Origin of the sequence: Saccharopolyspora antimicrobica, assembly GCF_003635025.1 — a bacterium.
In the GTDB taxonomy this organism is placed as follows: domain Bacteria; phylum Actinomycetota; class Actinomycetes; order Mycobacteriales; family Pseudonocardiaceae; genus Saccharopolyspora; species Saccharopolyspora antimicrobica.
Window position 1 is genome coordinate 7,712,595 of the sequence record NZ_RBXX01000002.1, and the last position, 12,312, is coordinate 7,724,906.

10 protein-coding genes and 1 pseudogene are annotated in these 12,312 nt (G+C 68.1%); 1 reads left to right on the forward strand and 10 read right to left on the reverse strand.

What is annotated here, in order from left to right; genetic code table 11:
* Window positions 1-13: 13 nt before the first annotated feature.
* The 10 genes and pseudogenes from ATL45_RS36370 to ATL45_RS36410 form a co-directional block, all read right to left on the reverse strand.
* Window positions 14-1,114: an acyl-CoA dehydrogenase family protein gene (locus ATL45_RS36370; protein WP_093154578.1), complete on the reverse strand. Its 1,101-nt coding sequence runs from the start codon at window positions 1,112-1,114 to the stop codon at window positions 14-16.
* Window positions 1,111-2,304, reverse strand: coding sequence for an acyl-CoA dehydrogenase family protein (locus ATL45_RS36375; RefSeq protein WP_093154576.1), 1,194 nt, complete (start codon window positions 2,302-2,304; stop codon window positions 1,111-1,113). Before ATL45_RS36375 ends, ATL45_RS36370 begins: the two co-directional genes overlap by 4 nt.
* A complete protein-coding gene (locus ATL45_RS38620; RefSeq protein WP_143121678.1) occupies window positions 2,304-2,489 on the reverse strand; it encodes a hypothetical protein in 186 nt (61 codons plus the stop codon). The genes ATL45_RS36375 and ATL45_RS38620 overlap by 1 nt, the downstream gene beginning before the upstream one ends.
* A gap of 98 nt (window positions 2,490-2,587) precedes the next feature.
* Complete coding sequence (locus tag ATL45_RS36380) at window positions 2,588-3,526, reverse strand: NADPH:quinone oxidoreductase family protein (protein WP_246025746.1); 939 nt, start codon at window positions 3,524-3,526, stop codon at window positions 2,588-2,590.
* A 160-nt stretch (window positions 3,527-3,686) separates the two neighbouring features.
* A pseudogene (locus tag ATL45_RS36385) lies at window positions 3,687-4,159 on the reverse strand (acetyl-CoA C-acetyltransferase); the annotation flags it as partial.
* Window positions 4,160-4,735: 576 nt separating this feature from the next.
* A complete protein-coding gene (locus ATL45_RS36390) occupies window positions 4,736-5,902 on the reverse strand; it encodes an alpha-hydroxy-acid oxidizing protein (protein ID WP_093154571.1) in 1,167 nt (388 codons plus the stop codon).
* Window positions 5,903-5,985: 83 nt separating this feature from the next.
* Window positions 5,986-7,638 (reverse strand): amidohydrolase, encoded by a 1,653-nt coding sequence (locus ATL45_RS36395; RefSeq protein ID WP_170210450.1) that lies wholly within the window; start codon window positions 7,636-7,638, stop codon window positions 5,986-5,988.
* A 4-nt stretch (window positions 7,639-7,642) separates the two neighbouring features.
* Window positions 7,643-8,935, reverse strand: a complete 1,293-nt coding sequence (locus tag ATL45_RS36400; RefSeq protein ID WP_093154565.1) for an amidohydrolase — start codon at window positions 8,933-8,935, stop codon at window positions 7,643-7,645.
* Window positions 8,932-10,275, reverse strand: a complete 1,344-nt coding sequence (locus tag ATL45_RS36405; RefSeq protein WP_093154563.1) for an MFS transporter — start codon at window positions 10,273-10,275, stop codon at window positions 8,932-8,934. Before ATL45_RS36405 ends, ATL45_RS36400 begins: the two co-directional genes overlap by 4 nt.
* 19 nt (window positions 10,276-10,294) lie before the next feature.
* Window positions 10,295-11,101 (reverse strand): class II aldolase/adducin family protein, encoded by an 807-nt coding sequence (locus tag ATL45_RS36410; RefSeq protein ID WP_093154560.1) that lies wholly within the window; start codon window positions 11,099-11,101, stop codon window positions 10,295-10,297.
* A 141-nt stretch (window positions 11,102-11,242) separates the two neighbouring features.
* On the opposite strand from ATL45_RS36410, the gene ATL45_RS36415 reads away from it, so the two are divergent.
* On the forward strand, window positions 11,243-11,872 hold the full coding sequence (locus ATL45_RS36415; RefSeq protein WP_093154557.1) for a TetR/AcrR family transcriptional regulator: 630 nt from the start codon (window positions 11,243-11,245) through the stop codon (window positions 11,870-11,872).
* Window positions 11,873-12,312 lie beyond the last annotated feature (440 nt).

The window sequence follows — 12,312 nt, forward strand, 5'->3', positions numbered from 1 at the left end:
TGGGTCGTCGTGCTCACGACGGCAGGTCGACCAGCCCGGCGAGCACCCCGCGGTGGTGCGCTGGAAGGCCCCGACCGATCTGGTCCGCCTTCGCCCGCTTGAGGTAGAGGTGCACCGGATGTTCCCAGGTCATCCCGATACCGCCGTGCAGCTGCACCGCCTCCTCAGCAGCGTGGACTGCCGCATCGCCGCAGTACGACGACGCCACCTCAGCCGCGATCGCCGCGTCCTCGGCGCCCGAAGCCAAAGCGCCGGCTGCGTACCAGGCCGCGGCCGAGGCGGACTCCACCTCGGCGAAGAGGTCGGCGAGCCGGTGCTTCAACGCCTGGAACCCACCGACCGCTCGGCCGAACTGGCGCCGGATCTTGAGGTACTCGACCGTCGTCTCCGAACACCAGGCCGCCACACCCGCCTGCTCGGACGGCAGCAGCGCCGCGCTCGTCGCCAGCGCCCGGCGGACCGCACCGGCACCTGCGTCCGCTCCCACGACCAGCTCGCCGACGGCCCCGTCAAGCACCACGTCGGCGAGCGGGCGCGTCATGTCGAGGGACACGAACGGCGTCACAGTGGCCGCATTCGCCCGGACGGCGTACACCTCGGTGCCGACGGGCGTTCCCACTGCCGCCAGCAGGAAGTCGGCTTCGAGCGCCCCGGCGACGCTGGTGACGCGTCCCGTCAGGCGCCCCGCCGAATCCACGTCGATCGCCGGGAGGGGTGAGTCCGCAGCCGCGGAGAAGGGCACCAGGAGCGCTGCCGTGCGATCGCCCGAAGCCAGCTCCTCCACGAGACCGGAACCGCCTGCCAGCAGCACGGTGGTGGCCTCGACAGCGCTGGAGAGGAACGGCACCGGCGCGACGGACCGGCCCAGCTCGTTCAGCACGACGGCAGCCTCGCGGGCGGACGCGCCGACCCCACCGCGGCTCTCCGGCACGAGCAGCCCGGCGAGCCCGAGATCAGACGCGACGGCCTTCCACAGGACCGGTGTCAACGCGTGGTCGCCCTCGTAGGCGCGCATCACCGATGTGGGGTCGCAGTGATCCGCGAGCAGGTCGCGCAGCGTGCTCCGCAGGGAGACCTCCACGTCGGTTTCGAGGAGGTTGATGTCGTCGCTCATCGCTCGAGGTCCTTCCAGGGGATGTCCTTGTCACCACGTGCCTCGACCGGAAGCCCAAGCACGCGTTCGGCCACGATGTTGCGCAGGATTTCCGAGGTGCCTCCTTCGATGGAATTCCCCTTCGCGCGGAGGTATCGGTAGCCGGCGTCGCGTCCGGCGAAGTCGACCTTGTCGGGGCGCACCATGGTCCAGTCCTCGTAGCGCAGACCGTCCTCGCCGAGCAGCTCCAGCTCCAGTCCGCTCAGCGCCTGGTTGAGCCGCGCGAAGCTGATCTTCAGCACCGACCCCTCGGGGCCCGGCTGCCCCGCCGCGACCTTCTGACGCAGCCGGCCCGCGGTGTACCGGGAGACCTCGGCCTCGACGTAAAGCCGCATCAGCCGGTCGTGCAGCTCGGGTGTGCGCTTGTCGGGGTGCTCCCGCCAGGTGCGCGCCACCGGGCCGAGGACACCACCTTCGCGCGGGATCGGCTGTCCGCCTATGGAGACTCGCTCGTTGTTCAGCGTCGTGTTCGCCACCCGCCAGCCCTCGCCCTCCGCGCCGAGGCGGTAGCTGTCGGGAATGCGGACATCGGTGAGGAAGACCTCGTTGAACTCCGCCTCGCCGGTGATCTGGCGCAGCGGTCGCACCTCGACCCCGGGATCGGTCATGTCGCAGATGAAGTAGGTGATCCCCTGGTGCTTCGGGAGGCTGGGCGCCGTGCGGGCCAAGAGGATCGCGAACCTGGCGAAGTGAGCACCGGAAGTCCACACTTTCTGCCCGTTCACCACCCAGTCGTCACCGTCACGGACCGCGCGGGTTCCCAGTGCTGCGAGGTCGGATCCCGCGCCCGGCTCGCTGAAGAGCTGGCACCAGATCTCCTCACCTGTCCAAAGCGGACGTAGAAATCGCTGCTTCTGCTCCGCGGTTCCGTAGGCGAGGATCGTCGGTGCGACCATCCCCAACCCGATGCCATTGGTCTGCGATCTGTTGTCCGGTGCACCAGCGGCGTCGAAGAGCTCGTCGACGAACAGTTGGAGCTCACGCGGCAAGCCGAGCCCACCCAAGCCTTCGGGGAAGTTCACCCACGCCAACCCGGCATCGAACCGGGCACGGTGGAACTCCACCGGATCGCCGGTGACGAGGTCGTGCCCGGCGAGGACCGCCTCGACCCGCCGACCCAGGTCGGCGCGCAGGGAGTTGTCGTGTTCCATCAGGAATGCTCCTCGAGAGATTCGAGGCCGGCCTCGAGAACGGGCGTCACGGTCTCGCCGACCTGCTCGAAGCCCGAGCCCACGGTCTGGCCATGGAGGTGGCGGTAGTGGATTCCTCCGAGGTTCCCGGCCAATGTGAACGACGGAAGTCCGAGATGATGAGATGACGCGAGCTTGCGCGGCATACCCCTAGAGGACCTCGCCCTACGTCGGAGCAATCCCGCGCAGTTGCAACCTCGGCTACGGCGATCCCGTCGACGAGCGCACCGAGCCGCTGGTCGGCTCACGCGATGTACACCACCCGGCCTACGGTAACGCCATCGGCGAGTCGCTGGACGCCCTCGGCAACGGTGTCCAAGGCGAGCTTCTCGCTCACCAGCGGGCGCACGATGCCCTGGTTCGCCAGCGCGACCAGCTCGCGATGGCACTGCTCGACCGAGGCCGGGTCGTGGGTGTTGTAGAGACCCCAGTGCAGTCCCGCGATCGAATAGTTCTTGACCAGCGCATGGTTGAGAGCCGCGCGCTGGATCTCGCCTCCGGCGAAGCCGACGACCACGATTCGTCCTTCGAAGGCGATGCACTTGGTGGATCGCTGATAGGTCTCGCCGCCGACCGGGTCGTACACGACATCGACCCCCTGGCCCCCGGTCTCGGCCTTGACCACCTCGATGAAGTTTTCCCGGTGCCGGTCCACGACCACGTCGGCGCCGAGACTGCGAGCGTACTCGGCCTTCTCCGCCCCGCCGACCACTCCGATCACGCGTGCCCCCGCGGCCTTGCCCAACTGGATCGCCGCACTGCCGACACCACCGGCCGCAGCGTGCACGAGCAGGGTCTCCCCCTCCTGCAGAGCGGCCCTCCGGTGCAGGCCGAACCAACCTGTCTGGTAGGCGATGAACAGGGACGCGGCCTGGGCGTCGTCGAGCGATTCCGGCGCGGCGAAGGTGGTTGCGGCGTCCATCAGCGCCACTTCGGCGAACCCGCCGTGCGGAAGCACGGACCCGCCGAGCACTCGTTGGCCGACGGCGATGCCGTCCACCTCGGGCCCGACCGCGACTACCTCGCCGCAGAGTTCCACACCAGGTGTGAAGGGCAGCGTAGGACGCGTCTGGTAGTGCCCGCGGCACATCAGCACGTCGGGAAAGTTGGCTGCTGCTCCGAGAACTCGCACCGAGACCTGTCCCGGGCCCGGCTCGGGCTCGGGCACCTCGACGAGTTCCATCACGTCGCGGGGCTCCCCGAGCTCGGCGACCTGCCACGCCTTCATCTCACTCACCACCTGCTGTCCTGATCAGAAACTTCGCACGAACCGAAGGAAACCCCGCGGCCATGCCGGAGCCGAATCGCTTGCGGCATCGGGGATCTCCCGCCGCGCCGCCGGCTCATGACAGCCGCTCCAGCACCATCGCCATCCCCTGGCCGCCACCCACGCACATCGTTTCCAGGCCGATCTGCTTGTCGTGGAACTGCAGCGAGTTGATCAGCGTGGAAGTGATCCGGGCGCCCGTCATCCCGAACGGGTGCCCCACCGCGATGGCGCCACCGTTGACGTTGAGCTTGTCGAAGTCGACGCCGAGCTCACGCGCGGACGGGATGACCTGCGCCGCGAACGCCTCGTTGATCTCGACGAGATCGACGTCATCGATGGTCATGCCGGCACGGGCGAGCGCCTGTTCGGACGCCTCCACCGGACCGAGCCCCATGATCTCGGGCGACAGCGCGGTCACAGCCGTCGACACCACCCGGGCGAGCGGCGTGACACCGAGTTCCCGGGCCTTCGCACCGGACATGATCACGAGCGCCGCGGCGCCGTCGTTGAGCGGGCAGCAATTGCCCGCGGTCCTCGACCATCCGGGCAGCGAGGTCGTCGGGGCGCAGGTCCCTCAGCGAACCCTTCACCGCACGTCCGATGGGAGAACGGGCAGTGGACACGATCACGGCTTCGGGCACGAAGCTGCTCCTCACGCTGGAAATCTGAGCGATCACTGGAATTTCAAAGCGAACCAGAGAAACTGAATCCGAGCTCAAGTGCAAATTGCATCCTGCTTCAATCCGAGGCCCTCGGTCAACGGTTCGAGCAACAACGAGATGGTGATCCAGTTCACGGCGGTCGACGGAGTCCGGCGAACTTCTGACAGGGCATGCGCGAAGGCCTGCAGCACCAGATTTTCTCAGTGCTTCAGGTACATTCCACGTTCACCGCCCCCTGCTCCAATCGAGCCCGATGCAGGCGCGCAACAGGAGGCTGACGAAGCGGAGGGCATCGAATTCGATATCGAAGAACAGATTGCCCATTCCGAGTGAAACGGTTTTCGACTAATCCTCCAATCCCTGAACAGGCTTTCGCGGACCGCGGCGCACAACGGGACGAATTGCCCCCTGTTCAACCGGCTGGTCACCTATTCCCGGCCAGCGGCACCACTCCGCACGGTCACGTGACGCGCTGGAGCGCGTCGGGCGTGAGGTCGTCGAGGGACGGGTAGCCGTCAACGGCCATGATGAGGTCGGCCTCGGCCAGGAGCGAGCGAAGGACGTGAACGACTCCGTCGGTGCCACCAAGGGCGAGGCCGTAGGCCACGGGCCGACCGACACCGACGGCGGTGGCGCCCAGCGCGATCGCCTTGATGATGTCGGCGCCGCTGCGGACACCGGAATCGAAGAGCACCGGCAACCCGTCCGCAGCCTCGACGACGGCCGGCAGGGCATCGAGGGCGGGCAATCCACCGTTGGCCTGGCGACCTCCGTGCGTGGAGCAGTAGATGCCGTCCACGCCCAGATCCTTGGCACGCCGTACGTCGTCGGGGTGGCAGAGCCCCTTGACGATCAGCGGGAGTCCGGTGAGCGACCGCAGCCATGGCAAATCGGCCCAGGTCAGCGGATTGCCGAAGATCTGCGTCCACAGCAGGGCCGCGGCCTGCGGGTCTTCCTCCGGCGCGCGGACCATGCGTGCCCGGAAGACCGGGTCGCTGGTGTAGTTGGCCAGGCAGTGCCCACGCAGCTGCGGGAAGTTGCTCGTCGCCAGATCTCGTGGCCGCCACCCAGTGATCCAGGTGTCGAGCGTGACCACGATGGCTTTGAAGCCGGCACGCTCGGCTCGATGCACGAGGCTCTCGGCCAGGTCCCGATCAGTGGGTGTGTACAGCTGGAAGAAGCCCGGTGTCGCACCGAACTCCGCTGCCACCTCCTCCATCGGATCGGCGGACAGTGTCGAGGCGACCATCGGGATGCCCGTGTGCTCGGCGGCGCGTGCGGCCGCGAGGTCACCGTGCCCGTCCTGGGCGCAGATGCCGAGCACTCCCACCGGCGACATGAACAACGGCCCCGGCAGGGTCATCCCGAACAGGTCGACGGACAGATCGCGCTGCGCGGCACCGACGAACATCCGGGGGATGAGACCCCAACGTTGGAATGCGGTGATGTTGGCTCGCTGCGTGTGCTCATCGCCAGCACCTCCGGCGACGTACGACCACACCGACGGCGGGAGCGCCGCCTGCGCCTTGGCCTCCAGCTCGGTGTGGACCATCGGGAACCGGGGCAGGATCCCGGCAAGGCCGTCGAGGTAGATCTCGTTCTGGTAGGAGCCGAACGACTGGCTCATGGAAAGGCCTTTCTGGGGGATGTTTCAGGCACCGGTGGTGCGTCGGCGACGCCTCCGATCGGACCGCGGACACCAGGAGAGGTTTAGCGCGGCCAGGTCCGCTGCCCGCTGAGGTAGGTGGCCGAGACGGCGACCGCTTCGCGGAAGTGCTCGGCGGGGACGGTGCGCGGGTCGCGGGAGAGGACCACGAGGTCGGCGCGCATTCCCATGCGCAGCATGCCGATCTCGTCCTCCAAGTGCAGCTGCCACGCAGGGTTGGCCGTCACCGCGCGCAGCGCTTCGTCGATGGTGAGGCACTGGTATGTTCCGTGGATGCGACCGCTGGGGTGCGATCGGCGGGTGATCGCGGTGGCAACGCTGGACAGCGGATCTGTGGGCGAGCAGACACCGTCGTTGTGCAGGGACACGCGGTGCCCTGCGTCCCAGGCCGACCGCGCGGACATCCAGCGATCAGCCACCTCGGGGCCGAAGAGGTCGTCCGCCAGGACGTCACCCCACCAGCGGATGTGGTCCATGAAGAGGCTGACGGTGGCGCCCATGTCGGCAGCACGGCGGTACTGGTCCGCGGTGACGGCTCCGCAGTGCTCCAACCGCGGTCGCATCGCCCGAAGCATCTCCGGATCACCGGCTCCGGCTTTGGCGTACGCGTCGAGGACGGCTTCGACGGTGACGTCCCCGTGAACGTGACAGGCGAGCGGGAAGCCCTGCCCTGCGAAAGCGGCGACCAGGTCGGCGAGTTGGTCCGGGCTGTAGTTCATGGGACCGTGCGCGCAGTGGTCCATGCCGATGCGGAGGGTCGCGTCGTTGTCCTTGAACGGGAAGCTGGTGGCGACGCTGCCCTGCCACGGCGTGCCATCGGCCCACAGCTTCATGCCGGAGATGCCGAACATCTCGCTGGCGGGAGCATGACCGGGGAAGCGTCGTTCCGGTTCCGCGGCCAGCTCGGGGGTGCCGATGAGGTACGAGCGGATCCGCAACACGGCACCGGGGCTCTCGGCGGCGTCGCGCAACGCCGGAACGGTCCGGGGATCCGTTGCCATGTCGGTCGCCGTGGTGATCCCCACCCGGGCATGCTCGGCGAATGCCCAGTCCAGCGCTGCGGACACCTGCGCGTCGTCGCGGAAGTCCCCGAGCGCCTCGAAGAGAGCCAGGAGGGCGGCGGTCTCCCGAACCTCGCCGGTGGGCTCTCCGGCGGCGTCGCGGACGAACCGGGCGCCCGGCGGGTCGAGGGTGTCGGCCGTGATTCCCGCCGCGCGCAGGGCGGCGGTGTTGCCGTAGGCGGCGTGGCCGCTGTTGGAGACCACCACGAGCGGAGCGTCGGGGCACAGCTCGTCGAGCCGCTGACGGGTCGGCAAGGCCAGATCTCGTTGCAGCAGCAGGTCGATCCCGTAGGCCCCCACCGGCTTTCCCGGGGCGGCAGCCACGGTCGCTCTGATCCGCTCGTAGACCTCGGCTCCGGTGGGCACGGTGAACGGGCGGACGTCGATCGCGGGTGGGGCGAGGGTCAGGGCCATCGTCGAGGGATGTCCGTGGGCCTCGATGAAGCCGGGCAGCAGCGCCCGCCCGTCGAGATCGACCACCTGCGTGCTGGGACCGCGCAACGCCAGGACGTCAGCTGCTCGCCCAACGGCGATGATCTCGCCGCCCCGGACGGCGAGGGCTTCGGCTTCCGGAGCCGCGTCGTCCATGGTGAGCACCGGGCCGCCGGTGAAGATCCGCTCTGCTGAGTCGGGCACGATCTCAACTCCCTTCCGAGACATCGGAATGTCCCTGCTGGACGGTCAGCCACGGTGCGGCCGCGGTGAGCAGGTAGCGCACCCCCAGCCCGACGGCCGGATCGGGAACCGGTGTGAACAGCGGTGAGTGGTTGCTCGGGATGTGCGGCGGAATGCCGTTGTCCAGCAACGCCTCCCGGTCGATGTCGCCGAACGCGGCGTGGTCAGTACCGCCGAAGAACCAGTACACCGACGGTGCGCCGAGCTCAGCGCCGAACACACCGAAGTCTTCGCTGCCGGTGACGGCCTGCGGCAGCCTGAACACCAGCTCCTCGCCGAAGGTTTCGGTGAACGCGCGGAGCACCGTCCCGGTCTCCGCCGCGTCGTTGACGGTCACCGGAAAGCTCTCGGTGACCGTCACCTCGGGATCCCGGTCGGCTCCGGCCGCGATGGCTTCGCCGCGGATGATCCGCCGCACGGCCGCCAGCACCTGCTCCCGGACGGCAGCGGTCTCGGTGCGGACGCTGATGTGCAGGTCAGCGGTGGACGGGATGATGTTCGCCTTGGTCCCGGCGTGGATCGCCCCCACCGTCACCACAGCCTGCTGACCTGCGGCGACTTCCCGGGCCACCACCGTCTGCAAGCGCGTCACGATCGCGGCCGCCAGCACCACCGGGTCCACGGTCGCCTCCGGCCTGGACCCGTGTCCGCCCCGGCCGAACAGCCGGACCCGCAGGGTGTCGGCCGCGGCCATCACCGGGCCGGACCGGGTTCCGACAGTTCCCACGGGAACCGGGCTGACGTGCTGTCCCAGGCACACGTCCGGACGCGGGAACCGCTCCGCGAACCCATCCTCGATCATCGCCGGAGCACCGCCGACTTCCTCCGCGGGCTGGAAGACCGCCACCACCGTGCCCCGCCAGGCATCCCGGTTCCGCGCCAGCAGCGCGGTGGCGCCCAGCAGACACGTGACGTGCATGTCGTGACCGCAGGCGTGCATCACCGGAACCTCGTTGTCCTCGGCGTCCACCGCAATCCGGGTGGAGGCATAGGGAAGGCCGGTCTCCTCCAGCACCGGAAGCGCGTCCATGTCGGCCCGCAGCAGCACCACCGGCCCCTCGCCGGAGGTCAGCACACCGACCACACCGGTGCCGCCGACTTTCTCGGTGACCTCCCAGCCTTGCTCCCGCAGTCGCGAGGCGACGATCCCAGCGGTGCGCACCTCCTGGAACGACAGCTCCGGGTTGGCGTGCAGGTCCCGGTACAACTCGTGCAGCGCCGGGAGGTGGTCGTCCAGACCAGCGAACAGGGCAGTCATGAGGTCTCCGTTCGAACTGCGGATACTGGTTCGGAACCGCTGCTCTGGAGTCGCACGAACAGCGTCAGCAGTGCGGCGAAGGCGAGAACTCCGGCCAGCATCAGGAAAGCCGGACCGAGTGATCCGGTGCTCTCCTTGACCGCCCCGACAATCGTCGGGCCGACCAGGCCGCCGAGCTGCCCGATGCTGTTGATCAGCGCGATTCCGCCTGCCGCGGCCTGGCCGGTGAGCAGCCGCGCGGGCAGCTCCCAGAACACCGGCAGCAAGCCACTCGCTCCGAAGGAAGCTGCTGCGACCGCCACCAGGGAGAGCTCGGGCGGGAGCACCGCCGCAGCGGTGAGCCCGACGATTCCGATGAGCAGACCGATGAGCAACAACCCGCGGCTTCGCTTGGTGCGGCCTGCGAGGCGGCCGAAGACGAGCAGGCCGATGGCCGCGACCAGGATGGGGAACGTGATGAGCGCGCTGGACAGGGCCGCGCTGAGGTGTCCGATCTGTCCGACGATCGCCGCCAGCCAGAAGGTCACCCCGTTGGTCACCAGGTTGTAGCAGACGAAGATCGCCGCCAGCAGCAGAACGCGGTGGTCCAGCAGGGCTTTTCCCAGGGAGATCTTCTCGCGGCCCTGAACGACCGCCCCTTCGGCATCGACGGTTGCCTGCAGGGCCTGCGCCGCGTCGTCGTCGAGCCACTTGGCTTCACCGGGGTGGTTGGGCAGCTTGCGGATGACCCACAGTCCGATGAGGACAGCGGGAAACCCTTCGACCAGGAACAGCCACTGCCAGCCGTGCAGGCCGGCCAGGCCGTCGAGGCTCAGCAGAACCCCGGCCAGCGGTCCGCCCAGCATCCCGGCGATCAGCGGAGCCGAGAACAGCAGCGCGGTGGCCCGTCCCCGATCGCGTTCGGGGAACCACCGGGTGACCAGGAACAGGACGCCGGGCACGAAACCCGCCTCGGCGATGCCGAGCAGCACGCGGAAGACGATCAGCGAGGTGGCGTCCCAGGACAGCGCGGAGAGCATGCTCACCGCACCCCAGGTGATCATGATCCGCGCGAGCCACTTGCGGGCTCCGACCCGGTAGAGGATGAGGTTGCTCGGCACCTCCAGGATCGCGTAACCGAGGAAGAAAGCTCCGGCCGCGACGCCGAACGCGGTCGCGCTCAGCTCGAGAGTGCGCGAGATCGAGGGTTCGGCGTAACTCAGGTTCAGCCGGTCCACGTACGAGATGACGTACATCAGGACCAGCACCGGGATCAGCTTCCGCTTGGCCAGTGCGACACCCCTGGCGACGGGTGCCTCGTCCGGGTTGGTCGCTCGTTCGGATCTGTCAGCCGGGATCATGTCGTCCTCCCCGAACCGGTCAGTCGAACAGGTCCGGCTGCTCCTCGATGATCCGATCCCACATCGGCCGGAACTGGAACCACCCGGACAGCGGGCTGCCGATCTGCTCGCGCACCTGCAGCGCTGTCTCGCGGTCGATCTCGTGCGGATGACCGGCCGCCATGGCCAGCAGCTGCGCCTGGCAGGAACGCTCCATGGTGATGAACCACCAGGCGGCCTCCGCCACGGTCTGGCCGACCGTCAGCAGGCCGTGGTTGGCCAGCACGACCGCTTTGTGATCGCCGAGCGCGACACCGATCCGCCTGCCCTCCTCCGTGTCGTTGACCACGCCGCGGAAGTCCTCGTACAAGCCGTGGTCTTCGAAGAACGCGCAGGCGTCCTGGGTGATCGGAGACAGGTGCCGTCGCAAGGTGGAGAACGCCTTGCCGTGCAAGGAATGCGCGTGAGCCGCCGCGACAGCGTCCGGACGTGCCTTGTGCACTTCAGAGTGGATGCAGAACGCCGCGCGGTTCACCGGCAGGCGACCCTCCACCACGTTGCCGGCGTGATCGACCAGGATCAGGTCGGAGACCTTGATCTGGGTGAAGCTCATCCCGAAGGGATTGACCCAGAACCACTCGGGGTTCTCCGGGTCACGAGCCGTGATGTGCCCGGCCACCCCTTCCGAGAAGCCGAGCTTGCCGAACAGCCGAAAGGCGGCGGCCAGTTCCTGCTTGCGGTGCAGTCTCTCCTTCGCCACCGAGTCGAAGACCGGCGGAAGCACGGCCTGGAATCCGGGCGGGACCGGCCCGAGCCCGATGTGCACTTCGGAAGTGGTCGTCTCCATCAGGAGTCTCCTTGGGGATCTACAGAAAGAGGACGCATCCAGTCCTCATACAGGTCCGTATTTCATACAGATGTGTATGTCATACGGTGCTGTATGGTGAACGGCGTCACGTCAGGATGTCAATGCCCGCGGAGGAATGCGTTGCCGAAGGGACAGACCAAACGCCGGCCGAAGACCACCGAGCGCCTGCTCGATGCGGCGCTCGAGACGTTCGCCGACCGCGGCTTCTACGGCGCCTCCATCGAGGAGATCTGCGATCGCGCCGACCTCACCCGCGGAGCGTTCTACTACAACTACCGCACGAAGGAAGACCTGTTCTTCGCGTTGTTCGACTTGCACGCCCAACGTGTCATCGATCGGCTCACCCGGGCGATCGACGAGATGCGGGACGCGCCGGACCCGCTTAGCACGCTGATCGCGCGCACCAGCGCGGTCGACGACAGCGAACGTCGCTGGTATCTGCTGTCGACGGAGTTCACGCTCCACGCCATCCGCAACCCCGAGTCGGCACGCGCCCTGGCCGAGCACGACCGCCGCCTGCGCGACGAGATCGTGCGACTGCTCGGCACGCTCTTCGACCGCCTGGACCGAAGAGTCACCGTCGACCTGGACTCACTGGCCCGGTTCATCACCGCCCTGCATGAAGGCGCCCTGGCACAAAGCCTCGTCGAGCCGGACCGCCTGGCCCCGGACGAGCTGGCGACGACGTATCTGCCGCCACTCATCAAGGCCATCTCCCGAAGCCAGGCCAAGCGGAAGACCAGCCCCTGAGCGAGTTCCTCACGGCACGGCGAGGAGACAACCACCCGGCAAAGCTCGGGACGTCGCAGAACGTCCCGTCACCCGCACTGCGAGAGCCAGCCGCTCTTGTTTCGTGTCCGTGGGTGCGCTGGGTCCGCTGCCATAGCGGTGAGAACCGGTCACCTTCGCCACAAAGGGTCGATCGGGCGGTGGCCCCGACCTAGCCATCGGCACCCGGTGCCCTGCGGGAGTCGATGTCGGTGCGCATCTTCTCGGCGAGCAGGGGCCGCTTCTCGCGAAATCGGCACCTCCACCCACCTCCAGACGGCGCGGCGCAAGCTTCTACAGATGTGGCAGCAGAACACCGTTCACGCAACCGGCCGCACCTTCTCAGGTCGCCCCGGCCGATCGGCCGGGATTTCCTGGCCGATCGGCCATCGGGGCTTGGCCGATCGGCACATGTCCGGTAG

What these genes read in the sequence shown, in the direction of transcription:
- ATL45_RS36410 (WP_093154560.1), bottom strand. Translation starts at nt 11,101, where the DNA reads ATGGAGACGACCACTTCCGAAGTGCACATCGGGCTCGGGCCGGTCCCG.
- ATL45_RS38620 (WP_143121678.1), bottom strand. Translation starts at nt 2,489, where the DNA reads ATGCCGCGCAAGCTCGCGTCATCTCATCATCTCGGACTTCCGTCGTTC.
- ATL45_RS36380 (WP_246025746.1), bottom strand. Translation starts at nt 3,526, where the DNA reads ATGGAACTCGTCGAGGTGCCCGAGCCCGAGCCGGGCCCGGGACAGGTC.
- ATL45_RS36375 (WP_093154576.1), bottom strand. Translation starts at nt 2,304, where the DNA reads ATGGAACACGACAACTCCCTGCGCGCCGACCTGGGTCGGCGGGTCGAG.
- ATL45_RS36370 (WP_093154578.1), bottom strand. Translation starts at nt 1,114, where the DNA reads ATGAGCGACGACATCAACCTCCTCGAAACCGACGTGGAGGTCTCCCTG.
- ATL45_RS36390 (WP_093154571.1), bottom strand. Translation starts at nt 5,902, where the DNA reads ATGAGCCAGTCGTTCGGCTCCTACCAGAACGAGATCTACCTCGACGGC.
- ATL45_RS36405 (WP_093154563.1), bottom strand. Translation starts at nt 10,275, where the DNA reads ATGATCCCGGCTGACAGATCCGAACGAGCGACCAACCCGGACGAGGCA.
- ATL45_RS36400 (WP_093154565.1), bottom strand. Translation starts at nt 8,935, where the DNA reads ATGACTGCCCTGTTCGCTGGTCTGGACGACCACCTCCCGGCGCTGCAC.